Origin of the sequence: Flavivirga sp. 57AJ16 (genome assembly GCF_028736925.1) — a bacterium.
Taxonomy (GTDB): Bacteria; Bacteroidota; Bacteroidia; order Flavobacteriales; family Flavobacteriaceae; genus Flavivirga.
In genome coordinates this window covers 103,967-130,697 of sequence record NZ_JAQZAT010000004.1, presented here as the reverse complement: position 1 = coordinate 130,697, position 26,731 = coordinate 103,967, and the positions used below count along the sequence as shown (strand labels likewise).

22 protein-coding genes, 1 tRNA gene and 1 pseudogene are annotated in these 26,731 nt (G+C 33.3%); 22 read left to right on the top strand and 2 right to left on the bottom strand.

The window, feature by feature from the left end; all coding sequences use genetic code 11:
* Positions 1-10: 10 nt before the first annotated feature.
* The 8 genes from PQO00_RS05815 to PQO00_RS05780 all read left to right on the top strand — a co-directional run bounded on the left by PQO00_RS05815 (position 11) and on the right by PQO00_RS05780 (position 11,221).
* Complete coding sequence (locus tag PQO00_RS05815; RefSeq protein WP_274183889.1) at positions 11-793, top strand: hypothetical protein; 783 nt, start codon at positions 11-13, stop codon at positions 791-793.
* Between the two features lie 138 nt (positions 794-931).
* Positions 932-3,424 (top strand): type I DNA topoisomerase, encoded by a 2,493-nt coding sequence (gene topA / locus PQO00_RS05810; RefSeq protein WP_274183888.1) that lies wholly within the window; start codon positions 932-934, stop codon positions 3,422-3,424.
* 112 nt (positions 3,425-3,536) lie between these two features.
* A complete protein-coding gene (locus PQO00_RS05805; RefSeq protein WP_274183887.1) occupies positions 3,537-4,703 on the top strand; it encodes a formimidoylglutamase in 1,167 nt (388 codons plus the stop codon).
* Positions 4,704-4,864: 161 nt separating this feature from the next.
* Positions 4,865-6,232, top strand: coding sequence for a gliding motility lipoprotein GldK (gene gldK / locus PQO00_RS05800; RefSeq protein WP_274183886.1), 1,368 nt, complete (start codon positions 4,865-4,867; stop codon positions 6,230-6,232).
* 75 nt (positions 6,233-6,307) lie between these two features.
* Positions 6,308-6,943 carry a gliding motility protein GldL gene (gene gldL, locus PQO00_RS05795; RefSeq protein WP_274183885.1) on the top strand — a complete coding sequence of 212 codons (636 nt, stop codon included), beginning with the start codon at positions 6,308-6,310 and terminating at the stop codon, positions 6,941-6,943.
* A gap of 46 nt (positions 6,944-6,989) precedes the next feature.
* Positions 6,990-8,549: a gliding motility protein GldM gene (gene gldM / locus PQO00_RS05790; protein ID WP_274183884.1), complete on the top strand. Its 1,560-nt coding sequence runs from the start codon at positions 6,990-6,992 to the stop codon at positions 8,547-8,549.
* Positions 8,550-8,721: 172 nt separating this feature from the next.
* The gene (gene gldN, locus PQO00_RS05785; protein WP_274183883.1) at positions 8,722-9,612 is read left to right on the top strand and encodes a gliding motility protein GldN; all 891 of its coding nucleotides are present in this window, start codon (positions 8,722-8,724) and stop codon (positions 9,610-9,612) included.
* A gap of 565 nt (positions 9,613-10,177) precedes the next feature.
* The gene (locus tag PQO00_RS05780) at positions 10,178-11,221 is read left to right on the top strand and encodes an FAD-binding oxidoreductase (protein WP_274183882.1); all 1,044 of its coding nucleotides are present in this window, start codon (positions 10,178-10,180) and stop codon (positions 11,219-11,221) included.
* 124 nt (positions 11,222-11,345) lie between these two features.
* Here the strand turns inward: PQO00_RS05780 and PQO00_RS05775 are convergent, their stop codons facing one another.
* A complete protein-coding gene (locus PQO00_RS05775) occupies positions 11,346-11,729 on the bottom strand; it encodes a DUF983 domain-containing protein (protein ID WP_274183881.1) in 384 nt (127 codons plus the stop codon).
* A gap of 164 nt (positions 11,730-11,893) precedes the next feature.
* On the opposite strand from PQO00_RS05775, the gene PQO00_RS05770 reads away from it, so the two are divergent.
* From PQO00_RS05770 to PQO00_RS05730, 10 genes and pseudogenes are all read left to right on the top strand, one after another.
* Positions 11,894-13,804, top strand: coding sequence for an ABC-F family ATP-binding cassette domain-containing protein (locus tag PQO00_RS05770; RefSeq protein WP_274183880.1), 1,911 nt, complete (start codon positions 11,894-11,896; stop codon positions 13,802-13,804).
* Between the two features lie 98 nt (positions 13,805-13,902).
* On the top strand, positions 13,903-14,727 hold the full coding sequence (locus PQO00_RS05765; RefSeq protein ID WP_274183879.1) for a Two component regulator three Y domain protein: 825 nt from the start codon (positions 13,903-13,905) through the stop codon (positions 14,725-14,727).
* Between the two features lie 69 nt (positions 14,728-14,796).
* Positions 14,797-14,979 (top strand): CPXCG motif-containing cysteine-rich protein, encoded by a 183-nt coding sequence (locus PQO00_RS05760; protein WP_274183878.1) that lies wholly within the window; start codon positions 14,797-14,799, stop codon positions 14,977-14,979.
* 58 nt (positions 14,980-15,037) lie between these two features.
* Positions 15,038-15,110: transfer RNA gene (locus tag PQO00_RS05755), tRNA-Met, on the top strand.
* Between the two features lie 396 nt (positions 15,111-15,506).
* Positions 15,507-15,665, top strand: a complete 159-nt coding sequence (locus PQO00_RS05750) for a hypothetical protein (protein WP_274183877.1) — start codon at positions 15,507-15,509, stop codon at positions 15,663-15,665.
* Positions 15,666-15,671: 6 nt separating this feature from the next.
* Complete coding sequence (mbpA, locus tag PQO00_RS05745; RefSeq protein ID WP_274183876.1) at positions 15,672-16,022, top strand: mobilization protein MbpA; 351 nt, start codon at positions 15,672-15,674, stop codon at positions 16,020-16,022.
* Positions 16,019-16,876: a relaxase/mobilization nuclease domain-containing protein gene (locus tag PQO00_RS05740; protein ID WP_274183875.1), complete on the top strand. Its 858-nt coding sequence runs from the start codon at positions 16,019-16,021 to the stop codon at positions 16,874-16,876. Before mbpA ends, PQO00_RS05740 begins: the two co-directional genes overlap by 4 nt.
* Positions 16,877-17,080: 204 nt before the next feature.
* Positions 17,081-18,238, top strand: coding sequence for an IS5 family transposase (locus PQO00_RS05735; protein WP_274183874.1), 1,158 nt, complete (start codon positions 17,081-17,083; stop codon positions 18,236-18,238).
* Positions 18,239-18,325: 87 nt separating this feature from the next.
* Positions 18,326-18,451: pseudogene (locus PQO00_RS20380) on the top strand (DUF6730 family protein); the annotation flags it as partial.
* A 53-nt stretch (positions 18,452-18,504) separates the two neighbouring features.
* Complete coding sequence (locus PQO00_RS05730) at positions 18,505-18,654, top strand: hypothetical protein (RefSeq protein ID WP_274183873.1); 150 nt, start codon at positions 18,505-18,507, stop codon at positions 18,652-18,654.
* 92 nt (positions 18,655-18,746) lie between these two features.
* Here the strand turns inward: PQO00_RS05730 and PQO00_RS05725 are convergent, their stop codons facing one another.
* Positions 18,747-19,319, bottom strand: a complete 573-nt coding sequence (locus PQO00_RS05725) for an RNA polymerase sigma factor (protein WP_274183872.1) — start codon at positions 19,317-19,319, stop codon at positions 18,747-18,749.
* 172 nt (positions 19,320-19,491) lie between these two features.
* Between PQO00_RS05725 and PQO00_RS05720 the strand changes: the two genes are divergently transcribed.
* The 4 genes from PQO00_RS05720 (at position 19,492) to PQO00_RS05705 (ending at position 26,726) form a co-directional block, all read left to right on the top strand.
* Positions 19,492-20,631 (top strand): FecR family protein, encoded by a 1,140-nt coding sequence (locus PQO00_RS05720; RefSeq protein ID WP_274183871.1) that lies wholly within the window; start codon positions 19,492-19,494, stop codon positions 20,629-20,631.
* A 165-nt stretch (positions 20,632-20,796) separates the two neighbouring features.
* Complete coding sequence (locus PQO00_RS05715) at positions 20,797-24,123, top strand: TonB-dependent receptor (protein WP_274183870.1); 3,327 nt, start codon at positions 20,797-20,799, stop codon at positions 24,121-24,123.
* An 11-nt stretch (positions 24,124-24,134) separates the two neighbouring features.
* Complete coding sequence (locus tag PQO00_RS05710; protein WP_274183869.1) at positions 24,135-25,517, top strand: RagB/SusD family nutrient uptake outer membrane protein; 1,383 nt, start codon at positions 24,135-24,137, stop codon at positions 25,515-25,517.
* A gap of 60 nt (positions 25,518-25,577) precedes the next feature.
* The gene (locus PQO00_RS05705) at positions 25,578-26,726 is read left to right on the top strand and encodes a TlpA disulfide reductase family protein (RefSeq protein ID WP_274183868.1); all 1,149 of its coding nucleotides are present in this window, start codon (positions 25,578-25,580) and stop codon (positions 26,724-26,726) included.
* Positions 26,727-26,731 lie beyond the last annotated feature (5 nt).

Below are 26,731 nucleotides of genomic sequence, written 5' to 3'. Positions count from 1 at the left end.
AGCTTTATACATGAATACAATTAGTACTTTATTGGAAAAGATAGGGAGTGCAGAAGCATTAGATTTTGGAACTATTTTTAACGAGTCCATCGAATTATTTAAAAAGACATGGCTTCAGGGGTTTTTATTACAGCTGTTTACGGTTATAATTATGATGCCTTTAATTATTGTTTTATACCTTCCTTTAATAGGTATAATAATTGCAAAGCAAGAGAGTGGATATTCAGACCCTGAGGCGTTCAGTGGTTTTTTTGCAGGAATGTCTATATTGTACGTTTTGTTTATAATTGTTGGGATATTTGTTTTAGGGGCCATTTCGATGGCTTTGAATGCTGCTTTTTTCAGAATCGTGCAAAAGTTGGATTATAATGAGCCGGTAACAACATCCGATTTCTTTTATTTTGTAAGGGGAAAACATTTAAGTAAAATATTTGTATTAATGCTGGCTTCCTTTGGAATAGCCATTTTAGCCATGTTATTATGTTATTTACCTGTATTTTATGTGATGATACCATTATCTTACTTTTCATTAATATATGCCTTTAATCCCGAGCTTAGTGTAGGCGAAATTGTAAAGGCAAGTTTTAAATTAGGGAACAAAAAATGGCTGATCACTTTTGGTCTAATGATTGTGACTTCCATTTTATCACAAATGGTTGGCTTTTTGCTGTGCGGGATAGGCTTGCTTTTTACGGCTGCTTTTGTGTATCATCCACTATATTTGATATATAAAAATGTTATTGGTTTTAATGTGATTGATGCTATTGAAGAGATAGGAGCTCTACCCGAATAAATTTTATTTTCAATATTAAAAACCTGCTTTTAAAATGTTAAAAAGCAGGTTTTTTTATTTAAATAATTAACAGATAATCCATAAAATGCGGCAGATAAACTTTTTTTGATATACATTTGTAGCTTCAAAAATTGAAGTATGACGAAGAATTTAGTGATTGTTGAGTCACCAGCGAAAGCCAAAACCATTGAAAAATTTTTAGGAAAAGACTTTAAGGTAGAGTCTAGTTTCGGACATATATCCGATTTACCTTCCAAAGAATTGGGCGTTGATGTAGCGGGTGATTTTAAACCAACATATGAGGTTTCCAAGGACAAAAAAGCAGTCGTAAAAAAATTAAGAGACTTAGCTAAAAAGGCAGATTGGGTTTGGTTGGCAAGTGATGAAGACCGAGAAGGAGAGGCTATTGCATGGCACTTGGCAGAAACTTTAAAGTTGGATAAAGAAAAAACCAAACGTATTGTTTTTCATGAAATTACAAAGGCAGCTATTCAAAAGGCGATTGAAAACCCGAGAGGTATTGATTACGATTTGGTTGATGCGCAACAAGCCCGTCGTGTATTAGATAGAATTGTTGGTTACGAGCTTTCTCCTGTGCTTTGGCGAAAAGTAAAAGGAGGCTTGTCCGCAGGAAGGGTCCAATCTGTTTCGGTAAGATTGATTGTCGAAAAAGAAAGGGAGATCCAAGGGTTTGCTCCAGTGGCCTCTTATAGGGTTGATGCTGAATTTTCTAATGAAGAAGGGCAAACTTTTAAAGCAAAACTTCCAAAGAACTTCTCGACTAAAGAAGAGGCCCAACGTTTTTTAGAAAAGAACAGTGCTGCAAATTTTAAGGTTTCAGATTTAGAAAAAAAACCAGCAAAGAAATCGCCGGCTGCACCATTTACAACTTCAACGTTACAGCAAGAAGCATCACGTAAATTATACTTTTCTGTAAGTAAAACCATGACGATGGCACAACGTCTCTATGAAGCAGGTTTAATTACTTATATGAGAACAGATAGTGTTAACTTATCGGACGAAGCACGACAAGGAGCACAGGCAGAAATTGAAAGTGCTTTTGGTTCAAAATATAGTAAACCAAGAAATTATAAAGGAAAGACAAAAGGTGCTCAAGAGGCGCATGAGGCTATTCGTCCTACAAGTTTTTCGACACATTCGGTTAATATTGATAGAGATCAGGCTCGTTTGTATGATTTAATCTGGAAACGTGCCATTGCATCGCAAATGAGCGAAGCAGAATTAGAGCGTACCAATGTAAAAATTAGTGCATCTACACATAATGAAACCTTCACGGCAAATGGGGAAGTGATTACTTTTGATGGTTTTTTAAAAGTATATTTAGAAGGAACAGACGATGAAGATGTTGAGCAAGAAGGGATGTTGCCAGCAATGAAAACTAACGAGTCACTTCTTAATAATTATATTACAGCAACAGAGCGCTATACACGGCCTCCAGCCAGATATACAGAAGCGTCACTTGTTAAGAAGTTGGAAGAATTGGGTATTGGACGTCCGTCAACATATGCTCCAACCATTTCAACAATACAGAATAGAAATTATGTAGAAAAGGGTACTGTAGAAGGAATTGAAAGAAACTATACACAATTAAGACTTCAAAATGGCCGTGTAAATGATAAAACATTAACAGAAAAGGTAGGTTCGGATAAAGGAAAATTAGTACCAACAGATATTGGTATGATTGTTACCGATTTTTTGGTAAATCATTTTGAAACTATTCTAGATTACAATTTTACAGCTAAGGTTGAGGCAGATTTTGATGAGATAGCTGAAGGGAATGAAGATTGGACTAAAATGATGAAATCGTTTTATAAAAATTTCCATCCAAAAGTAGAAGACGTTAAAGAAAATGCAGATAGGGAATCTGGTGAACGTATTTTAGGAACCGACCCAAAATCGGGAAAACAAGTCAGTGTGCGTTTAGGTAGGTTTGGGCCTATGGTGCAAATTGGTACAGTTGATGATGAAGAAAAGCCACAATTTGCTAGTTTGAGCCCAGATCAGCAATTAACCACCATTACTTATGAAGAGGCCATGGATTTATTCCAGCTTCCAAAAAGTTTGGGAACTTATGAAGGTGAAGATATCGTGGTAAATAATGGCCGTTTTGGCCCCTATGTTAAATTTGGTGATTCGTTTGTTTCGTTGCCAAAAGGTACCGACCCTTTGAGTGTAGAACTTGATGATGCTATTGTTTTAATTAAAGAAAAGCAAAAAGCAGATGCTCCAATATATATGTACAAAGAGTTGCCCGTACAAAAAGGAAAAGGGCGCTTTGGACCATTTATTAAATGGAACAATATGTTTATTAACGTAAATAAAAAATACGATTGGGATCATTTATCTGATGACGATATTGTTGAATTGATCGAAACTAAAATCCAAAAGGAAATAGATAAGGTAGTTCATAATTGGGAAGAAGAAGGTATTCGGGTTGAAAAGGCTCGATGGGGCAGACACCATGTTATAAAAGGAAAAATAAAAGTAGAACTTGCTAAAACAGTTGATGTTTCAGAAATGACTTTAGATGAAGCTAAAGCTATTATAGAAACCAATGCTCCGAAGAAAAAAGCAGCTAAGAAAAAAGCGCCAGCAAAAAAGAAGAAGTAAAGAATGGTGCAGACCATTTTGACGTTTTGTGTTTAAGGAGTTAATAAAAACCATGCTGTTTAATTGAAAAAAGTTTAAATCACTTCATAATAAAAATGAGAAGAACTATAAAATGAATTTTAATTTTTTATCTCCTGTTTCAGATTTAGTCTTGGCTCATAATGAGTTGCTTTCAACGCAAGTCTTAGGAAGGAAATTTAAAATTCACTCCTTGCAAAATGGCATTCCGGATTTGGATGATGTCGATATTGCTATTTTAGGCGTTTTAGAAAACAGAAATGACATTAACTATATAGGGGAAGAATTTCAATTAGATGACATTCGAAAATCTCTATATGGACTTTTTCCTGGAAGTTGGAATGTTACGATTGCAGATTTAGGCGACATTAATAAAGGGGAGAGTGTTCAAGATACTTATTTTGCATTAAAAACGACTATAAGTATTTTAGTAAAAAAGAATATTATACCTATTATATTAGGAGGTACTCAAGATCTTACTTATGCAAATTATAGGGCTTACGATAATTTGACACCTATGGTCAATATTGTAAATATAGATAGTAAGTTTGATTTAGGTGATTCTACCAAGCCTATAAAAAATAACAGTTTTGTTGGTAAGGTTATTCTAGATCAACCTTATAACCTCTTTAATTATGCAACCATAGGCTATCAGACTTATTTCAATTCACAAGAAGAGATCGATTTAATGGATAGTCTTTATTTTGAATCTTATAGGCTCGGACAAGTGTCTAATGATATTGCTCTTGTAGAACCAGTATTAAGAGATGCTAATATTGTTAGCGTTGATTTAACTTCGGTAAAAGGCTCGGAGGTTAGTTTAAACCAGAAATATTCGCCTAATGGGTTGGATGGAAAAGAGATTTGTGCTATTTCACGTTATGCAGGCATTAGTAATAAGGTCACTTCTTTTGGAATATATGAGTATAAACCATCTAAGGAAGATGAAATTACATGTATGTTGGTTGCTCAGATAATTTGGTATTTTATTGAAGGGGTCAACTATAGAGTAAAAGATGATGATTTTTCAGATGATAGAAACTATCAAAAGTTTATTACTTTGGTGGACTCTCAGGAATTAGTGTTTTATAAGAGCAATAAAACAGGTAGATGGTGGATTGAAATTCCTTTTTTAACTGAAGTAAATAATAAATTGAAAAGACATACGTTATTACCTTGCATGCATCAGGATTACTTAGATGCTTGTAATAATAAGTTGCCGGACAGGTGGTATAAGGCATTTCAAAAGAATTGTGTTTAGCAATAATAAAGAGTGAAATGCTTATTTTATCGGTAAAATGTTATTTTTTCACGATGAAATGTATTTTTTTCACGAAAAAAGTTGTTTTTTAAAAAATATATAAATATGTTTACCCTCTCAAAAATGAAGCTAACCTAATTAACCTCGAGTTTTCTATGGATATGAAGAAGTTTATATTATTAATTGCAGTGATAGCAGTACTAGTTAGTTGCGGCTCTAAAGATAGAGGCGAACTAGTGGGTGTAAAAGGAAAGAAATGGCACCCAGAAAAGCCTTATGGAATGCAACTGATTCCTGGAGGATCGTTTATTATGGGTAAGGCAGATGATGATCTTGCTGGGGTGCATGATGCACCTGCAAAAACAGCTACTGTAAGAGCCTTTTATATGGACGAAACAGAAATAACAAATAGCGAATACCGTCAATTTGTTAATTGGGTAAGAGACTCAATAGTTAGAATGAAACTAGCCGTACTGGCCGATGAGGTTGGTAAAGTTCCAGAAGACGGCGGTATTGGTGAGTATGCGTTTAAAGATGCAGATACAGCTAATATGTCTGTTTACGAAAAGTATATGTTCGAAAACTATACAGGTTTAGGGCCGACAGGATACGAAGGAAGAAAAATCAATAATGATATTGATTTAATTTTTGATACAGCAGAATATCCAGATGAGTATTATACCGAAGTTATGGATACCATGTATCTTCCTATAGAAGAATCTTATAATGGTCAACGTACTTGGGATGTGAAGAAATTTAAGTTCCAATATAGTTATATGGATATTCGAGAAGCAGCAAGGAATAGAGGTATTAAGCGTAAAGATGCTATTATAAAGGAAGAGATTCAAGTATACCCAGATACGACTGTTTGGATTAGGGATTTTGCTTATTCTTATAATGAGCCTATGCATAACGATTATTTTTGGCATGATGCATATAGTGACTATCCAGTAGTTGGTGTTACTTGGCAACAAGCTAAAGCATTTTGTGAATGGCGAACCATTAATAAAAATGCTTACCAAAAATCCAAAAGCGGAGCAGCTATGGTAAATAGGTTCAGATTACCATCTGAAGCAGAATGGGAGTATGCGGCTAGAGGAGGTCTTCAAGCAGCAACTTACCCGTGGGGAGGTCCTTATACTAAGAGCGATAGAGGTTGTTTTATGGCAAACTTTAAGCCAGTAAGAGGGGATTATGCCGCAGATCAAGCATTATATACCGTAGAGGCAAAATCTTATGAACCTAATGATTATAATTTATATAATATGGCGGGTAATGTATCAGAGTGGGTAAATGCATCTTATGATCCTTCATCCTATGCATATATATCAACAATTAATCCTAGTGTAAATGATAGTGATAACAAGCGTAAAGTCGTAAGAGGGGGGTCATGGAAAGATGTGGCGTACTTTTTACAAGTGAGTTCTAGAGATTATGAATATGCAGATTCTGCAAGAAGTTATATTGGATTTAGAACAGTACAAGATTACATGGGGACACAAGTAACAAAAAATTCCAATAATAAATAAAAGTCAAATCAAAACAATAAATTCTATTAATTAACCTACTTAAGTATCCTTACTTAAAATCAAAAACCGAAAATTATGGCAAAGTCAAAAGCAAGTAAAAAGTTCATGAATATGGCTTATGGATTAGGAGCAGCAATTGTAATCGTTGGTGCACTATTCAAAATTATTCACTTCGAAATAGGACCTTTAACAGGTAATGTTATGTTAACTGTTGGTCTTGTAACAGAAGCAATTATTTTTGCATTATCCGCATTCGAACCAGTTGATGATGAATTAGATTGGTCGTTAGTATATCCAGAATTAGCTGGAGGTCAACATAACCATAAAGAGAAAGAAAGCCCACAAGGCATTTTAGCAAATAAATTAGACGAGTTATTAAAAGACGCTAAAATAGACGGCGAATTAATGGCAAGCCTAGGAGAGAGTATTAGAAATTTTGAAGGTGCAGCAAGAAATATGGGGTCTACAGTAGATTCTGTTGAAGCAACTAAGAAATATGGTGAAGAATTATCATTGGCAGCAGCTCAAATGGAATCATTGAATAGCTTGTATAAAGTACAATTAGAAAGCATTAATAAACAAGCATCTATTAATGAGGAATCTGTAGAGAATGCAGCTAAATTAAAAGAGCAAATGCAATCATTGGCATCAAATTTATCTTCATTAAACGGTGTTTACGGCGGTATGTTATCTGCTATGAATAAAAGCTAATTAGGGGTTAATCCCATTTTATTATTAACCAAAAACCTAATTAGATATGGCAGCAGGAAATTTATCACCAAGACAGAAAATGATTAATCTGATGTATTTAATATTTATTGCGATGCTCGCTTTAAATATGTCGAAAGAAGTACTTTCAGCATTTGGATTAATGAACGAGAGATTAGTAGATTCTAATAAATCTGCAGAAGAGCGTAATAACAGTTTTGTTGAAAACTTAAAGCTTAAAGCTGAAGAACAACCAGAGAAATATGAACCTTTAAAAGCTAAAGGAGAGACATTAGATAAGTTGGCTACCGATTTTGATGCATATCTTGAAGAGCTAAAAGGCAAAATGACAAAAACAGTCGATGATCCTACCGATTATGAAATTATGGATAAAGGAGATTACCTTGATCAAAATTTCTTTAAAGGAGATAAACTTAAACCAGAAGGAGAAGAGTTCTTAAATCAAATGAATACTTTTAGAGAAGGTGTTGTTAATTTGCTTAAAGACGAAAAAGGCATGGAGGAGATCGTTAAAGATGTAAAGGATAAGTTTAATACAGACGAAGTTAAAAGAGGCGCAGGAACTGTAGATTGGTTATCACATAACTATAAAGGTTTTCCTTTAGTAGCATCTTTAACCAAAATGACACAGCTTCAAGCAGATGTTAAAACAACAGAATCTGAAGTATTGTCTAATATGTTACAAGGAACACTTTCAAGTGAAGTATCCATGACGAACTATACAACGCTGATGGAAACCTCTAAATCTGCTTACTTTAATGGTGAGAAATTTGATGGACAAATAGTTTTAGGGCGTAAAGATGCTTCTACAAAACCGACTAGAGTAGAATTAACTTTAGATGGTAGAAAGCTTAACGAAGATCAATATGTTATTGAAGAAGGTAAAGTAAAGTTAAAAATAGGAACTGGTGGAGTAGGTGAGCATAAAATTCAAGGAAAATTAATTTTTGCTCAAGATGGAGAAGAAATTGAAGTACCGGTAAACTCATCATTTGCTACGGTTTCTAAACCAAATGCAGCAACTATTTCAGCTGATAAAATGAACGTAGTATATCGTGGTGTTAAAAACCCAATGACTATTTCATTTGCAGGTATCCCTGATAATAAAGTATCGGCAAGTGCTCAAGGTCTATCAAAAGCTGGAGGTAGCAAATACATAATGGATGCTACTAGAATTAAAGGTAGAGAAGTAACAATTAATGTCACTGGTACATTGCCAGGTGGACAAAAAGTAAGTGATAGAGCCAATTTCAGAATTAAAGATTTACCAAAACCAACAGGGACTGTTAGAGGAGAAGATGGTGCTATAAAAATGCAAAGAAATGCACTTGAAATATCGACTATTGGTGCCAAGTTTGACGATTTCGATTTTGAATTGCCATTACGAGTTACTGGATTTAAATTTAAAGTGCCAGGACAACCAACCATAACAGTTAATGGTAACAAATTAGATAGCAGGGCGAAAGGAGCATTGCGTAAAGCAAAGCGTGGATCTGGAGTTCAGATATTTGATGTTGAAGCTAAGGCCAAAGGTGTTAGCGTGATCCTTAAAAAAGTATCTCCAGTTTTTGTTGAGATAACAAATTAGAATTAACCTTATATGGTTAAAATGTATAAATAAGATGGAATATCCATAACAAAAGTTGGAAAATTAGCCTAAAGTTGTTATGGATATTACACGCCCGTACTAAGCACTTCGACCTTAGTTAATAAAGAGTGAAGCCGAAGTATGACCATTGAGAAATAATAAATATAAGCACATGAAATTAAAAAGTTTTTTATTGACCGTAACAGCTGTTTTTACAGTGTCTGGTATGTTTGCGCAGGCAAATATATTAAACGCTAAAAGTCCAGAGGAAATTGGTGTAAGAACAGAGGCACAAAAGGAGGTTGACAATGATAAGCCTTTAGAATATGGTTATGTGGATGATAGAGATATCCTATTTTCTAAAATGGTATGGGAAAAGATCATTCTTGATGAGCGTTCAAATTTTCCGTTGTACTATCCAACCGATACTAATAATATTGGTAAAGATAGACGGTCGTTATATCATGTACTTATGAAGAACATTGAGAACGGAAGAATAGAAAATATATATGATGATTCTTATTTTACAGCAAAGCGAACTTTAAAGGATATTGAGGCAGCTTTAGTTAGAATTGATACTACTGAATTAGGTATTGAGCAAATAAATGCAGGAGAAGAGTTGTCTCCAGAGTATATTGATAGAAGAGATATCACGGCAGCAGATATTAAAGAGTATCACATTAAAGGACTTTGGTATTTTGATAAACGTCAATCCGAAATGAAATACAGGTTATTAGGTATAGCACCTGTGGCTCCAGATGTGAATTTTATTGATGAACCAGAGCCGGATTTAGTGCCTTTATTTTGGGTGTTTTTCCCAGATGCCAGAGAAGTGTTGCACGAAGCTAAATCATTCAACAATGAGAATAGTTCCATTCCTTTTTCTTTTGACCATATTTTAAATGCCAGACGTTTCCACGGATATATTTTTAAAGAAGAAAATGTTCAAGAAGATAGGAAAATATCAGAATATGTATCACAGAATGCTTTAATGCAGTTATTGGAGTCTGAAAGAATTAAAGATAAAATCAGGGACTTTGAATTGGATATGTGGACTTATTAATTCAGAATATTTATTATAATATATTAAACGCCCACTTTTTAAGTGAGCGTTTTTTTATTAGTGAAACGCTACTTTGAAAAGTTGCAAAGCAACGCATTCAAAGTAGCTAGTTGAACTAATCCCGCCTTTTCTGGCGGGATCTTAGGCTTAATGCCCCTGTCCTAGCTTCGAGAAACTTAAGGGTATTTTTTCATTGAATACCTCGGCTTGTCCCGAGGATATTTTTTAAATCAGAAACAATATGGTCTTATCAGTTGTTTTTCTGCTTTAGACCTGTCAGGTTTTAAAACCTGACAGGTCTGGACTGTAAATAAAAATGACTTTTTATAATGATTTAACTATATCACAAGTCACCATTTCCTAATTAACCTAAGTCGATCAAACAACGATTTTATTTATTTGAAAATGAATGTATTAATACTAGGTGGAGCCTTTTGGCTTTGCTCAAGACAGGCTAAAGTCAAAATCTATTTTAAATTGATAGATTTTAATGCAGAGATTGTAAAAAGAATCTTTTTTAATTTTGCTATGTTTCCGACTGGACACTGGTTATCTTCGCGACGTTATGAAAGTAGATTATATAATCATAGGAATTGGGCTGGCAGGCATTAGTTTTTGCGAGCAATTAAAAGCCCATAATAAAACATTTGTAGTGTTTGATAATGCGTCACAACAATCCTCTACTGTGGCAGGAGGTTTATATAACCCAGTGGTATTAAAACGCTTTACCTCTGTTTGGAAAAGTAAAGAACAATTAGAAATAGCATTACCGCTTTATGCCCATTTAGAAAAAAAGCTACAGGCAAAATTAGATTATAAAATTCCTGTTTACCGTAAGTTTGCATCGCTTGAAGAACAAAATGATTGGTTTGCCGCTTCAGATAAGCCCATACTTTCAGAATATCTTTCGGAAACAATCATTAAAAATAAAAACAGGGCCATTGAAGCAAATTTTGGATTTGGTAAAGTTTTAGGTACTGGAAGAATAGACGTAAAAACAATGATTGAAGCTTACAAAGCAGATTTGTTGAAGCATAACTTATTGTTTGAGGAAGCTTTTAGTTACGATGCGCTTAAAATAGAAAGCAAGACGGTTCAGTACCAAAATATAACAGCATCCCATACGGTGTTTTCTGAAGGGTATGGTCTTGTAAAAAACCCTTATTTCAATTATTTGCCGCTAGTACCGGCAAAAGGAGAGTTGGTAACTATATACGCACCAGATTTAAAAATAAACTATGTTTTAAAAGCAGGTGTTTTTTTGATTCCGCTGGATAACGATTTATATATTGTAGGCGCTACTTATGAATGGAAAGACTTAAGTAATGATATTACTAAAAAAGCCAAAGAAGACCTCTTAAATAAGCTTAAAAAGCTTATTAGTTGTTCATTTAAGGTCGAGGATCAGGTTGCGGGAATTCGCCCTACCGTTAAAGATAGACGTCCATTAGTTGGAAGCCATCAAAAATATAAAAACCTTTTTGTGCTTAATGGCTTAGGAACACGAGGGGTTATGATTGGACCTTATGTCGCCAAGCAGCTTTATAATTTTATTGAAAACAACACGCCCTTAGAAAAGGAAATTGATATCAATCGTTTTTCTTTTTAGACCGGTTCTTATTTAAAATGCCCCAAATAAAACACAGGGATTTTTTACATAGGAGAAAAAGAGTACCTCTTTCGAAAACAGGCATCTATTTAAAGCTATCATGAAATTAAAAGGTAGGGTAAATTTACTTTTTAACGAGCGATTTATCGTAACTCATAAAAAAGTTAATCCAAATATTTCTTGAAAGCCTTAAAATAATAGGCATGCACACAATAAGAGTGGCAATAATTGATATAAATACAATATGTATGCTTGCTTTAAAAACAAAAAATGAAATAACAAAAGCAGCTGTGGCAAATGCGATACCAACGGGATAACTTACATACATAGAACCGTAAAAAAAAGAAGGCTCTATCTTATATTTTGTTTTACAATGGCTACAGTGTTCGTGCATACTTAAAGCCTGGGAAAGTATATAGGGGTTCTTATTTTTAAACATGGATTCCTCGTGGCACTTTGGACAAGTACCTGTTAGAATGCTATATAATTTTGTCCCTTTTTTAAACATATAATTTAATGTATTTTTGCAAGCGCAATAGAAAAATAACTTCTCGGTTATAAATCGAGATCTCTATTAAAATGGTCTTAAAATAGAGATTAATGATTAAATCGGAAATCTAGGGCAAAAATAAGTTTTAATAATTAAAACGCTATAAAATAAGTTACATTTCTATGATGAACATTCATAATTTATCGATTTCATTTCAAGGTGAATACCTGTTTGAAGATATTACATTTAAACTGGGTAATGGGGATAGAGTAGGTCTTATTGGGAAAAATGGAGCAGGTAAATCTACGATGCTTAAAATTTTATCAAAGGAGATGTCACCCGATACCGGGCAAATTGCTGCTGATAAAGAGCTGAAAATCGGGTTTTTAAAACAAGACATTGACTTTGTTTTAGGGAGAACCGTGTTAGAGGAGGCTTACGAAGCTTTTATCGAGATTAAAGAGCTGGAAGCTAAAATGGATGGGATCAATACCCAACTGGCAGAACGTACCGATTACGAAAGTGAAGGCTATAATCAATTGATGATCGACATTAATGAACTTCAACATCAATATGAAATTTTAGGTGGTTATAATTATCAGGGAGATACCGAAAAAATTCTCCAGGGGCTAGGGTTTAAGCGATCAGATTTTAATAAGTTAACCGATACCTTTTCTGGTGGCTGGCGTATGCGAATAGAACTGGCTAAATTACTTCTTCAAAATAATGATATTCTTTTATTGGATGAGCCTACTAACCATTTAGATATAGAATCCATCATTTGGTTAGAAAACTTTTTAAAAAATTATCCGGGAGCGGTGGTTATTGTATCTCATGATAAAATGTTTTTGGATAATGTTACCAATAGAACCATTGAGATTTCTTTAGGTAGAATTTACGATTACCCGAAGCCATATACCAAGTATTTAGTACTAAGAGAGGAATTAAGAGCGCAACAATTAGCATCTCAGAAAAATCAGCAAAAACATATTGAACAAACAGAAAAGCTCATAGAGAAGTTTCGTGCTAAAGCATCAAAAGCAACCATGGCACAATCGCTTATTAAAAAGCTTGATAGAATTGATAGAATTGAAGTTGACGCCGATGATAATAGTGTGATGACGCTTAATTTTCCAGTGTCTATAACACCTGGAAAGATCGTAGTGGAAGCCGAAAGTATCTCAAAAAACTATGGGGATAATCAAGTTTTAAAAAATATAGATTTGTTTATAGAACGTGATAGTAAAACGGCATTTGTTGGGCAAAATGGACAAGGGAAATCTACCTTAGCTAAGATCATAGTTGGGGATATAAAGCACAATGGACATTTAAAATTGGGACACAATGTGCAAATAGGATATTTTGCTCAAAACCAAGCAGAGTATTTAAATGGCAGTAAGACGGTTTTAGATACGATGATCGATGCCGCCAACGAAACCAATAGAAGCAAGGTGCGTGATATTTTAGGGTCCTTTTTATTTCGTGGTGATGAGGTTGAAAAATATGTGCGGGTGCTTTCCGGAGGGGAAAGAAACCGTTTGGCTTTGGCAAAATTAATGTTACAGCCATTCAATGTTTTAATAATGGATGAGCCTACAAATCACTTAGACATAAAATCCAAAAACGTGTTAAAGGAGGCTTTAAAGCGATTTGAAGGGACTTTAATTTTGGTGTCCCATGACAGGGATTTTCTTCAAGGCTTAACCAACTTGGTGTACGAGTTTAAGGATCATAAAATAAAAGAGTATTTAGGTGATATAGATTATTACCTGGAACAACGCAAAGTTATAAGTCTTCGCGAGGTCGAGAAGCGAACCGTCGAAAAGGATGTGCCCAAAGAAAAGAATCACCAATCATACGAAGATCAGAAAAAGTTAAAATCTTTGAATAATAGATTGAGTAATGTTGAAGCTCAAATCAATCAGTTAGAGCGTGATATAAAAGCTATTGACTTAGAGCTTGAAACTAATTACGAAGCAGTGACCTCAAAGCCGAATTTTTTTGATAATTATCAAAAAATGAAAACAGACTTACAAGACTCTATGGAGAAGTGGGAGGGCATTCAGCTGGAAATTGAGCAGTTCCTCGAGTAGTATTTGTTAAAATTTAATGCATTTCATCGAATAAAATAGTTTTTCGTCGATATATCCCCTATTTTCGTTAGTGGATTAATGCCTTAATTTATATAACAATGAAGACTTTAAAACTTTTAGCTATATGCTTTTTTGTAACAGCTTATTCATTTGCTAATATTTCTTCTGCCGAAAAAGATGCACTAATTGCTTTATATAATGCTACGAAAGGCCCTGAGTGGAATGCTACTTGGGATTTAAATAATGCTATTGATACATGGTATGGAATTAAAGTCGAAAACAATAAGGTCGTTGAGATTAACTTACAATTTAATAACCTTCAAGGCGAGTTGCCGCAAGAAATAGGGAACTTAGCACATGTAAAGAAGATCAATTTAGGTTTTAATAAATTAACGGGAAAATTACCATTGACCTTAAAGAATTTAAAAGAATTAACATCTTTAGAGTTGTTTATGAATAAATTTGAAGGAGAGATTCCTTCAGAATTGGGTGAATTAAAAAAACTTGAGACTTTAAAACTTTATAGTAATAAATTTGTTGGTAATATTCCTAGTTCATTAATGAACTTAACTAATTTAAAAGAACTTTTATTAGGCAGTAACTATTTAACAGGTAACATTCCAAAAGAGATATATGCTTTGTCGAAACTAGAAAAGTTAAGCCTTATGGATAACAAAATGGATGGCGAGATTCCTGTTGAAATAGCACAATTAAAAAACTTAGAAGAGTTATTATTGTCTACAAACCAATTTACAGGCGATTTACCCATGGAGTTAATGAACTTAACTAAGTTAAACACCATGATGGTAAGTGATAATAATTTAAATGAAGAATATATTAGTGTGTCTGGTAACAACCCACCTAATTTAATGCATTTAGAGATGCAAAACTCTACAGCAACTATGGATCTTGAAAAAGAATAATTACACTTAATAAATTTTTATCTTAAATGAGCCAACACAATAGTGTTGGCTTTTTTTAGTTTTTTATTTATGGTAGAACAATTTTTTACATGCCCATATTGTTGGGAAAGAATTTCTATGTTGATTGATAATTCTATTTCTAAGCAGTCCTATATTGAAGATTGTGAGGTATGCTGTCACCCCATTCTAGTATCCGTTCAATTTTTAAATTCAGAATTAATAGATTTTCAGGCAAATAACATTGAGCAATAATTTTTTTAATTTTATGCTTGTTAAAGTTAAAAAGGATTGTATATTTGCAGTCCAATATCGCGGGATAGAGCAGTAGGTAGCTCGTCGGGCTCATAACCCGAAGGTCACTGGTTCGAGTCCAGTTCCCGCTACTAGACAGGACAAGTCAGCAGAAATGCTGACTTTTTTCTTTTCTTCTTCTCTTGAGTCCCTTGATATACTTGAAATAAGCTCAAATAATCGATTTACTTTTTTGGTTAGATATTGCCTTTTTTCAGGGTTTAGGACTAAACCATCAGGAAATACCAATTCTTGTATCTTCACTTTTGTCTCATAGTCCCCGGAATACCAGTGATTTTAACTCTATCAGTTTTATAAATAATATTGAAAAATACATTTCCAAATACACCTTAGTTCATTTGTATTTAGATAATGATTCCGCTAGACAAAAGGAAAGGCAACTCAATATTTAATTTGTAAGTACAAACATGTAATTAACAAAAGAATAAGCTATAAGAATTATAAAGATTTAAACGATTTATTGAGACATGAAAACAGAAAAGAAGTTTGATTTTCACCCAAATGATAAAAAGGAGCAGTATGTAAAGATTCCTACCGATATACTAAATCATTCGGATAGTGTTGAATTGGATTTGGAACAGACTTCATCTGAAACGAAAATGGTCTTGAGTAGGAATTCAAGATGAGTGTCTGTGGACACATTCTTGTTTGCTCCCCTTGGTCGCAAAGAAAAAATAGTGTTTAAGGGGAAGAGTGACCTCGTTAAGTTTCGATGCTCAATTTATGAAAAGAAACTTTTGAAAATTAAAGCAAAAAGCAGCAGATTGATTTTGAGTGAATACATCAGACGAACCGTATTTGAACAAACCATCACAGAGCGTTTTTCTGAAGAACATATCGAACTTTATAAAATGCTTATTAAATACCGCAACAATTTTAAATCCATTGGTTATATGTACAAAAAGCGAAATCCTAAACTCACTGAAACAGTCTATGAGTTAGCCAATGAAATCAAAGCGCATCTTAAAAAATTTCAAGAATGATTGGAAAAGGCAAAAGCATATCACATACCAGAGCTTCGATGTCCTACGGATGGAATCAGGAAAAAGATGCTGAAATTGTACACAAGGAATTTTTACACGGCAATTCACCTAATGAAATCACTAAAGAATTTAAAATGCTCCAGGATCAAAATTATCATTGCCCAAAAAACACCTTATCATTTGTAATTAGCCCAACGATAGAAGATGGCAAGCGATTAGATAAAAACGAGCTGCAAGCCATAACTAAACGTTTTATCCATGAGATGAAGCTTGGAGAACGACAAACCATTGCATTTGTAAATCAAGACAAAGACCATAAACACATTCATTTATATGTTAATCGTATTGATTTTAAAGGTGTGGTTTATAATGATAGTTTTATTGGAAAACGCAGTCAGTTAGCAGTAGAAAAAGTAGCAGAACACATGGGATTAACTACTGTAAAGCAAGTGCAATTTGAAAAGGAATTTAACTTAAGGGAAATACGAACAGAAATCAAACGCAGGCATGACTTAACCATGAAACAGTTTAAACCAAAATCTTTTGATGCTTATTTAAAAGTGATGGAAACTAATGGTGTAAAAGTTATTCCAACAATAAACAACCAAAATAAACCACAAGGTTTTCGATTTGAGTTCGATGGACATAACCTAAAAGGCAGTGAGGTGCATCGAAATATGTCTATAGGTAATATTGGGAAACAGATGTCAGGAATAAATGGAACAAGCATATTGAAAGAAAACAATGTAAGTATCAAACTAGCTGGTAAGGTAATTGACCTGACACCAAGCTTAGCTTTAAAAATAACCAAATTCATTATTAAAAAAGCAATTCAAAAAGGAATTGGATATTAAATTAAGAGATTATGACGAAATTAGAAGAGTTAACAGCATTATTAGTTAGTCGATCCTTAAAAACAATTTAACGAAAGGGTTTATAATGATTTACCCCTAAAAAAGTTGAATATAGAAGGGTGAAAATTGCAAGGAAAGCCTTATTTTGCATTTAAAACCTTGCAATAAAAGATAGGAAAATCCTCAAATCAAAACCAAGGCGATTTGTTTCGACCATTGTTAAAAGACTTTATCGACTTAAGCCATGAGCTGGTTCTTTTAGCAGACAAAATAGATTGGACTCACTTTGAACAAGAATTCTCAAAGTCTTATTCTCACACAGGCAAACCCTCAATGCCAATTCGTTTAATGACAGGAGGCTTAATGCTAAAGCGTCTTTATAATTTAGGAGATGAGACGCTTTGTGAGGCTTGGGTTCGAGATCCTTATATGCAATACTTTTGCGGTATGTCCCATTTTGAACATAACTTTCCCTGTGATCCTAGCGATTTTGTTCATTTTAGAAAACGTATAGGCAAAGCAGGAGTAGAAAAAATATTCAGTTATTCGGTTTTGCTTCATGGAAAAGCAGCCAGAGAAAAACAAACCTTATCGGACACCACAGTAGCAGAAAACAATACCAGCTTTCCTACAGATGCAAAATTGGCAAAGAAAATTATTGATAGATGTAACACCATAGCAGAAAAAGAAGGTCTAAATCAACGTCAAACTTATGTTAGAGTATCTAAGCAGTTGCTTAGAGATACATATAATCGTAAACATGTAAAACGCAAGAAGAAAGCATTAAAAGCAGATCGAAAATTAAAAACAATAGCAGGGCGTTTAATTCGTGAATTAGAAAGAAACTTACCAACAAGCAAACACACAATTTATCAAGCAGACCTTAGCCTTTACAAGCGCATACTCAATCAAAAACGTAGTGACAAAAACAAAATCTACAGCATTCATAAACCTTACACTGCCTGTATATCAAAAGGTAAAGCACATAGACCATATGAGTTTGGAAGTAAAACAGGTTTAATGGCTACACCCAAAACATTGATCATTACAGCCATCAAGAGTTTTACAGGTAATCCACACGATAGTAAGACTATAGCACCATTACTAGAACAAAGTCTGTCAAATCAAAATTACATCCCACAAGAAGTCATTTATGACAGAGGCGGAAAAGGCATAAAACAAATAGGACAAACAAAAATAACAACACCAGATTATCGTCCATTAAAACGAGATACAGCTTACAGGAAACGAGTTAAGCGTCATAAATTTAGAAGAAGAGCAGCAATAGAAACCGTTATAGGATACCTTAAAACAGATTTTAGGATGAATCAAAACTACCTTCATGGAGAAGATTCTCCATAAATCAATGTACTGGATGGAATCTAAAGAAATTAATGAAACGATTGAAAGCGGATCATGAAAATGCAATTTTGTGGCTATATAGAATAAATCAATACTTTTTTATCAAAAATTATAAGCTTAGTTTATAAGGAGCGACTAGTTAATGAAATCAATGATTTTAATAAGAGTGTTGAAAAACTGGAAAAAATCAATAATCAATTAAACCAAACAAAAATCAAAATAGATTTAAAAGAGTACAAGTCTATTATTGAAAAACAACAGAAAAAATGGCAGACCTTATCAATGCTTTTGAACGTTTTGAAAGCAGGTTCGATAACAAAATCAAAAATGACAAAATATATCCAAATTGGGCGTTTGTGGTTTTTATAACGGTAATGTTATTTGGTGTTTGCACATTGTTTTTTGCTATTAGATAGAATTATATTCATTAGTAAATAACAATATAAATATGTGTTGTTTGATGGTTATATTTGGGTTTTGAAAAAGCCTAATATTTATATTTCACGAGCTAAATAGGTGAGAAAAACTTCCTAATGAGCATGAAGATAGTTGTGTCTTTCTCAAATTCTTTACGAATTTTTTTAAAAGCACTACGCATGTGTGACTCAACGGTTTTAATCGAAATTCCCATTTTAATAGCAATATCTTTATACTTAACACCGTGAACTTTATTTAGCATAATAACTTCTTTGCTTTTAGGAGGAAGTCTCTCAATTATGCTAGTAAGCTTTATAATTCGTTTTTCAGTTACTTCCTTGTCTTCAATAATACGATTTGACAAAGCGTGCTCCCATAGTTCATTTAATTTCCGACTTCTCCTTTTTTCTTTTTTTATACTATCAATGTATCTATGATATGCGATCTTATATATATATCCTTGAAATGATTTATTAATATTTATCTTTTCTCTGTCTTCCCAAAGTACAACAAATGTTTGTTGCACAATATCTTCTGATAGTATTTTATTGTGAGTGTAGGTAGTTATATAAGCAACTAAACGATTATAATATTGTTCAAAAATATATTTAAACGCCTTGCGATCTCCTATTTTTATAGCTTTTATAACTTCTATTTCAGCCATTTGGAATGTTCACCTGAAAGTGATAATAACAATTACAGATTGTAAAGATTAAAAAAATAAATAATTTAACTAAGGGTTTTTTGTTTTTTTGAAGCAATACTTATATATAATTAAAAATAGACACCATTCTATTTTAATAGAACGCCCTTAATGTAACACCGCTTGTAAGAAAATGAAAAAGCTTATTACCAAATTATTTACTGAAACCATAACTGAAGAGGAAATTGACGAACTTCATATACTCTTGAATAATCCAAAGAATCAAGAAGTTCTCGAATCTTTTGTTAGAGATTATTACGATCTAAATTTGGCTACTTTAAAAAGTGATATAGATGCAGCCTATAAAAAGGTTAATAGTGTTATAGAGACAAAAGAAAAGCCAGTTAGAAAGTTGTTTAATTATTGGAAATACGCAGTAGCAGCATCTATTGTACTATTAATTTCTTTTACATTCATTTTTAATAAGGATAATTCAGAAGGGGTTGAGCCAATAATAGTAAACAATAACATTAAAACAGGCACAGATAAAGCTACACTTACTTTAGAAGATGGCTCTGAGGTGGTTTTAGAAAAAGGGCAAAATTATATTTCAGACCACTTATCTAGTAATGGTGAAGAATTAATTTACAAACTTGCTAATAGTCCGAAACCAGAAATCACCTATAATTATTTAACTATTCCTAGAGGCGGACAGTATCAAGTAGAATTATCTGATGGCACTAAGGTGTGGTTAAATTCTGAAACTAAACTTAAATACCCTGTTAACTTTATTAACGGACAAGCAAGAGAGGTAGAATTAATTTACGGTGAAGCTTATTTTGAAGTATCTCCAAGTACAGTTCATAATGGCGCAAAATTTAAAGTATTAAATTCTTTTCAAAATATAGAAGTACTTGGTACAAAATTTAATATTAAAGCCTATCAAGATGAAGATAATATTTATACCTCTTTAGTTGAGGGTGCTGTTAGTGTAGATAATTCTGTTAGCAAAACACCTTTAAGTCCAAATCAACAATCTGTGTTAAATATAAACAATAAAGATATTATAGTTACCCCAATTAATGCTTTGGCAGAAATAAGTTGGATACATGGCGATTTTGTTTTCGAAAGAAAATCTTTAAGTAAAATTGCTAAAGTTTTATCAAGATGGTATGATGTTGAGGTGATTTTTATGGATAAAACTCTTGAAAAAATTGAGTTTACTGGCGAATTAAGTAAAAACCAAAATATAGAAGAAATATTAATACTTATAAATAACACTAATATTATATCAGCCTATGAGATAAATAATAATACAATACTTATTAAATAAAAAGGAAAGAGGGTAAAGCTAAAACGGTCGAAAGTATAAACTTTATCCCCCTTTTTTTAATTACTAATTAATTAAATGTTTAACTAACTAATAACATGCAAATTTATGGAAATTAAATTAACCCACGTCCTTTTCGGTTTTAGAAAAAGACTTCTAATTAACATTATGAGAGCATTCATTTTCTTATTATGTATAACTGTTTTCAGTTTTACATCCAATAATGTTTTATCACAAAACTCTAAAGTCACTATCGATTCTGACAAAACATTATCTGTAGATGAAGTTTTTAAAATTATTAGTGCCCAAACTGATTATAAATTTATTTATCTATCAGACTTATTTAAAAATTTTCCAAAAGTAAATCTTAAAAAAGGAACTATTAAAACACAAAGACTTTTAGAAAAAACACTAGCTGTTGGCAATTTTAAATTCAACTTAACTAACAAAAACAGTATTGTTATTAGAGAGAAAAACAAAAATATCAATCGAGTCCAACAAACTGTTAGCGGCAAAGTTACCGACGAGAATGGGGTGCCTCTAGCAGGAGTTAACGTATTAATTAACACAGACGAGCGAGGAACATCTACTGATATCGAAGGAAACTATTCAATTAAAATTAATGCTGGCGATAAAGTTAGTTTTAATTACTTAGGTTATGCAACTCAAGAATTAATTTATTCTAATCAAGCTGAAATAAATGTTGTATTAAAAGAAAGCACAAGCACCTTAGACGAGGTTGTATTAGTTGGTTATGGCTCTAAAAAGAAAAGTGAAATAACCAGTGCTATATCTTCAATAAAGGCTGATAAAGTTGTATTGCCTGTGGGTACAAGTATTGATGGCTTTTTAGGAGGTAAGTTAGCGGGTGTAAGTGTAACCCAATCTTCTGGTCAACCAGGATCATTATCAATTGTAAATATTAGAGGTGTAACTTCATTTAGAGGTGCCAATCAACCATTATACGTTATTGATGGAATTCCTTTTCTTGTAGAAGACAATCTTCCAGTAAATTTTAACAACGGATTAGGTGGAGTTGCAAGAACCAATCCTTTAGAAATGATAGTTCCATCTGATGTTGAAAACATAGATGTACTTAAAGATGCTGCAGCTACTGCCATTTATGGGTCAAGAGCAGCAAATGGTGTAATTTTAATTACCACAAAAAAAGGAAAACGCAATCAAAAACCAGTGGTAACGTTTAATTCTTCTTTATCTTTTAGTACCCCTGTAAACAAATTCGATTTGTTAGATGCAAACGAATACAGAGATGTTTTAGTAGAAGCAGCAAGAGCAACATATAGAATAAGTCCAAATAATCCAGCAGCTTTACCAATTGTAGATCCTACAACTGGCGATGTGATAGATAGTTTCTTTGGCGATAGCAATGTGGATTGGCAAGACGAAATAAGCAGAAATGCAGCTCAAACTAAGAATATTAGTGTTAATATTAGTGGAGGAGGAAATAGTAGTAATTATTCCTTCTCAATTAACCGAGTCGATCAAGAAGCAATTTTTGTTGGGGAAGATTATATAAATCATGCTATTAGAGGTAATTATGATGCAAACATTTGGGATAATTTAAAAGTGGGAGGCGGTTTAAGTTACCAATCTTCAAAAGCAAATACAGGTAGTATATCAACCATGGATGGTGTATTTAGTACACGACCAGACCTTCCAGTTAGAGACGATAATGGCGAGCTATTTTTTATTAATGATGATCCATCATACAATTTACTTGCCAATCAAGACTTAGTAAAAGGTAATAATAATGGGCAAAATTTTTCTGCTAATGCCTATGGACAATTATCGCTTTTTAAATATTTTACTCTTAAGTCTACTATTTCGGCTACCGTAAATAACAGTGAAGTCAAAAGTTTTTACGGTATAAATAATGTGAATCAGCGAACCGATAATAATTCTTTCACAACCAATAGTACTTGGGAAAACACATTAGCATTCGATAGATCGTTTAATAATCATCAAATTAATGCGATGTTAGGAAACACCTTCGATTTTAGACGAATAGAGGTTGACGGTTTAACTTATAATGGTTTGCCAAGTGCAGCATTTTCTGATGTTGCTGGTTTAAGTGAAAGTACGTCAAGAGTGTTTGAACATTTCACAGAAAGTAGATTACAATCTTATTTTGCTAGAATTAATTATAATTTTGATAAGAAATACTATGTATCTTTTACAGGAAGAACCGATGGCTATTCTAAGTTTGGACCCGACAACCGATGGGCTTATTTTCCAGCCGCCGCCGCCTCATGGAGAATATCAAACGAATCGTTTATGGAAAATGTGAGTTTTGTAGATGATTTAAAAGTACGTTTCTCAATAGGAACAACCGGAAGAGCTAATCTGCCAGATTTTTCAAACATAAGATATTATAGCCCTTCAATTACAGGTTCGCCAACACAATATGGCGATTTCCCAGCCATTGCTCTTTCTCCAATTGCCGATGAAACTGTGGGTTGGGAAACGACAAACGAGCTAAACATAGGTTTAGATTTTACCTTGTTTAATAACTGGCTTAGTGGAACTGTAAATTATTTTAATAGAACCACAACCGACATGTTACTGTTTAACCCTACGTTTCCTTCTTCTGGGTATAGTGATATTTATGGAAATTCAGATAGTGAAGTGTTAAATAAAGGATTTGAAATATCGTTAAATGGAACGATTATAAAAACTAAAGACATTGAATGGAACTCTGCATTTAACATCAGTTTTGTAGAAAATACCATTGAAAAAATGAATGGATCTATATTTTCTGGATTTGATTTTAGATTAGAAGAAGGTGCTTCTATGGGATCGATTGTTGGCTATATTGCTGATGGGATTTTTAAAACACAAGAGGAAATCGATAACCATGCAACACAAGGTAATCCTTCTATTGGAGATCTTAAATATAGAGACATTACTGACGATGGAGTTATAAACCTTGACGATAGAACAGTAATAGGTGATCATATTCCAGATTATTATGGTGGCTGGAATAACGTAGTGAAAATAAAAGATTTTGAATTAGGATTTGATTTTCAATTTAGTTATGGCTTGGAAAAAGAATGGTCTGCTGGTTCTGCCGTATCTCAAGGAAGTTACGGAGGGCGTAACCTTACCAAACAACAAGTTGAAAATGCTTGGTCGCCAGGAAAAGGAGATACTATGTTCCCAGAACTGAGACTTGCTAGTTCTGGTAATTTAACGGGTTTAACAACAGCTACTTTACAAGATGCTTCTTTTATTAGATTAAGAAACATTTCACTAAAGTATAATGTGCCAACCAATTTTTTAGAGAAATTTAAAATAACTAGAGCCAGCATATTTATTAATGCAACAAATATGTTTACTTGGACAGATTATATGGGAATAGACCCAGAAAGTGCTAATAGTTCTAATATTACTGTTGAAACCTATAACTCTAATAGGGACTTTGGTGGATACCCTCTTGCAAAAACAACCTCTTTAGGTTTAAGTGTTTCATTTTAAAAAAAAATCAGATGAAAAATATATATAAAACAATTATTCTGTTATTTGTATCAGTCTTTACATTTTACTCTTGCGAAACGGTAGGCAGTTTAGATGATGTTGAAACCAACGGAGTTATTCCTATCGATCAGGTTTATCAAGATGTCAATTTAATTAGATTGGCAGTAACGGGTGCATATGCTTCGGTAAGAACTTTATTGCCATTGCCGTCAAATGTTTCAGGAATGAGTGTTTCTGCTCAACCTAATGCGTTTTTCCTTTTTGGACTTGCGACTGAGGCTAACATTAATGCAATTCAACCAAACAATACGTCGTTAACCAACATATATTCTGGTGGATATAAAGCTGTAGGTAATGCTAACGAAATAATCAATAACATTCCAAATAGTGTGCTTAATGATACAGAAAAGCAGAGCGTTATTGGTGAAGCAAAATTTATTAGAGCCATTAGTCATTTTTACTTATTAAGAACTTTTGGTCAATTTTACGATTTGAATTCTGAATTTGGTATTACAATAGACCCTTTCCATCCAGATGGATTAACAAGAAATACGGTGCAGGAAACTTATGATCATATATTGGCCGATTTAGATGCTGCCATTGCTAGCGGAATTCCTCAAATGGCTAGCGACCCATCACGTGCATCCGTAGAAGCAGCAAAAGCATTTAAGGCTAAAGTGTTGTTGTTTATGGTGAGATATGATGAAGCTGCAACTTTAGCAACGGAATTGTTGGGACTTACATTGGCACCGGATTATAAGCAAATATTTATAGATGCGTACCAATCTAGCGATGCTCTATTTGCTTCGGCAACCGATTTTGATAACGCTATTAATTTTGGTGGAGGATATACCGAAGGTTTTATACCAGGGAGCAATTACTTAAACGGGTTGCATTTTGGAGAAAGCGATTTTGTAAGATTGTCCACTGCTTCACCTTCTAGTTTTGCTAACCTTAACGGATTTAAGTTTAGCTTTGACAATACCAATCCACCAGCTTGGATGCATATGAGAATACCAGAAGTATGGCTTATTTATGCAGAGGCTAGCGCTAGGGTTGCTATAGCTAATGGTGGCACTATTGCAGATGTTAGTGTGGCAGTAGATAAGTTAAATGAAATTAGGAATAGAGTAGGTTTAGGTCCAAAATCCCCAGCAGATTTAGATGATTTTTTAGACATGATTCGTATCGAAAAATTATTAGAACTTTATTTTGAAACTGGAGAAGATTGGTATGACTTTGTACGTTATATCACTGAAGGCGATTTAACTTTGGCAGACCTTTCAGCTTTAAAGCCATTAGTTACCAATGTTGATCAATTTATTTTTCCGATACCTTTAAATGAAGTAGAATTAAGCGAAGGAGCTATTCAACAAAATCCTGGATATAATTAAAAAATAACTAAGCACCCTAGAAAAACAACTTCTAGGGTGTTTTATTAAATACATATTAAAATGAAAAACATATTTGCAATCCTCGGTTTAATGTTCCTTTTAGTAGGATGTAACCAGCAAGAAAAAACACCAGATATGTCTGTTACTTATTCTGGAAGCAATTGGGAAAAATATAATGACCACACTTTAGATATTGTGGTTTTAGATACTACGGTATCTAGAGTGCAAACAGTTTTAGATAAAGTTACCATTAAAGAGGGGAAGTTTACTATTAAAGATACCATCTCAGAAATTAGAAATGCTATTTTAGGGCTTTACGCTCCCAATGGCGATTTTGTTTATAAGCAAGATTTGGTTTTAGAACCAGGGAAAATCAATTTTAATTTTGATGAGAGTAAAAACAAGGCAGTAATTTCAGGAGGTAAATACAACAGAATGTTTTATAGTTATCTTCATGATGAAGCTTATATGACAGCCGTAAAGAATATGAGGGCGTTTTCAAGTACTATTACGCAAGAGAGTTTTAAGGTAGATAGTATTAGGAGCAAATACGGAGAATTAAGTAAAGTTGTTTCCGATTATGAGCAAGATGTTTTTATGAATATATATAAAGAAAAAGACACTTTAGCTCAGTTATTAGTATTTAGTAAACTTGGATATAAAGATGAAATGGAAGCGGATTTGGATGTTTTTGAAAAAAAATTCGGTAAAGAATATGCCGAGGTGTACTTGCTTAAAAATGCCTATGTTGCAAAACGTCAAAGCAGTCAAATGACCAAATCTGTTGATGTTGGGAATGCTATTAAAGATTTTGCTTCAAAAAATTTAGAAGGAAAAGAATTTAGTCTTTCTAATGTTTTAAAAGAAAATAAATATGTATTGGTAGAGTTTTGGGCTAGTTGGTGTGGGCCTTGTAGAGCAGAAATACCGCATATGAAAGAGGCTTATAAAAAATACAAAAAGAATGGTTTCGAAATTGTATCTTTTACACTAGATCACGAACGTGATAAATGGTTAAAAGCTAGTAAAAATGAAAACTTACCGTGGATAAATGTTGGCGATTTATTGGCTCATAAAAGTCCCGTTGTTCAAATGTATGGGGTAAGAGGTATTCCAGCAAACTTTTTAGTTGATAACACTGGAACTATTATAGCTAAAGACCTGCGTCAAGAAAAGTTGGATGAAAAACTTGAAGCACTATTACATTAGTTGAA

Excerpts from the sequence above, each read along its gene's own strand:
- PQO00_RS05765 (WP_274183879.1), top strand. The coding sequence starts at position 13,903 with ATGAAGACTTTAAAACTTTTAGCTATATGCTTTTTTGTAACAGCTTAT.
- PQO00_RS05720 (WP_274183871.1), top strand. The coding sequence starts at position 19,492 with ATGAAAAAGCTTATTACCAAATTATTTACTGAAACCATAACTGAAGAG.
- PQO00_RS05705 (WP_274183868.1), top strand. The coding sequence starts at position 25,578 with ATGAAAAACATATTTGCAATCCTCGGTTTAATGTTCCTTTTAGTAGGA.
- PQO00_RS05740 (WP_274183875.1), top strand. The coding sequence starts at position 16,019 with ATGATTGGAAAAGGCAAAAGCATATCACATACCAGAGCTTCGATGTCC.
- gldL (WP_274183885.1), top strand. The coding sequence starts at position 6,308 with ATGGCAAAGTCAAAAGCAAGTAAAAAGTTCATGAATATGGCTTATGGA.
- topA (WP_274183888.1), top strand. The coding sequence starts at position 932 with ATGACGAAGAATTTAGTGATTGTTGAGTCACCAGCGAAAGCCAAAACC.
- PQO00_RS05775 (WP_274183881.1), bottom strand. The coding sequence starts at position 11,729 with ATGTTTAAAAAAGGGACAAAATTATATAGCATTCTAACAGGTACTTGT.
- PQO00_RS05725 (WP_274183872.1), bottom strand. The coding sequence starts at position 19,319 with ATGGCTGAAATAGAAGTTATAAAAGCTATAAAAATAGGAGATCGCAAG.
- gldN (WP_274183883.1), top strand. The coding sequence starts at position 8,722 with ATGAAATTAAAAAGTTTTTTATTGACCGTAACAGCTGTTTTTACAGTG.
- PQO00_RS05760 (WP_274183878.1), top strand. The coding sequence starts at position 14,797 with ATGGTAGAACAATTTTTTACATGCCCATATTGTTGGGAAAGAATTTCT.
- PQO00_RS05770 (WP_274183880.1), top strand. The coding sequence starts at position 11,894 with ATGATGAACATTCATAATTTATCGATTTCATTTCAAGGTGAATACCTG.
- PQO00_RS05730 (WP_274183873.1), top strand. The coding sequence starts at position 18,505 with ATGGCAGACCTTATCAATGCTTTTGAACGTTTTGAAAGCAGGTTCGAT.
- PQO00_RS05715 (WP_274183870.1), top strand. The coding sequence starts at position 20,797 with ATGAGAGCATTCATTTTCTTATTATGTATAACTGTTTTCAGTTTTACA.
- PQO00_RS05710 (WP_274183869.1), top strand. The coding sequence starts at position 24,135 with ATGAAAAATATATATAAAACAATTATTCTGTTATTTGTATCAGTCTTT.
- gldM (WP_274183884.1), top strand. The coding sequence starts at position 6,990 with ATGGCAGCAGGAAATTTATCACCAAGACAGAAAATGATTAATCTGATG.
- PQO00_RS05815 (WP_274183889.1), top strand. The coding sequence starts at position 11 with ATGAATACAATTAGTACTTTATTGGAAAAGATAGGGAGTGCAGAAGCA.
- gldK (WP_274183886.1), top strand. The coding sequence starts at position 4,865 with ATGAAGAAGTTTATATTATTAATTGCAGTGATAGCAGTACTAGTTAGT.
- PQO00_RS05780 (WP_274183882.1), top strand. The coding sequence starts at position 10,178 with ATGAAAGTAGATTATATAATCATAGGAATTGGGCTGGCAGGCATTAGT.
- PQO00_RS05750 (WP_274183877.1), top strand. The coding sequence starts at position 15,507 with ATGAAAACAGAAAAGAAGTTTGATTTTCACCCAAATGATAAAAAGGAG.
- PQO00_RS05805 (WP_274183887.1), top strand. The coding sequence starts at position 3,537 with ATGAATTTTAATTTTTTATCTCCTGTTTCAGATTTAGTCTTGGCTCAT.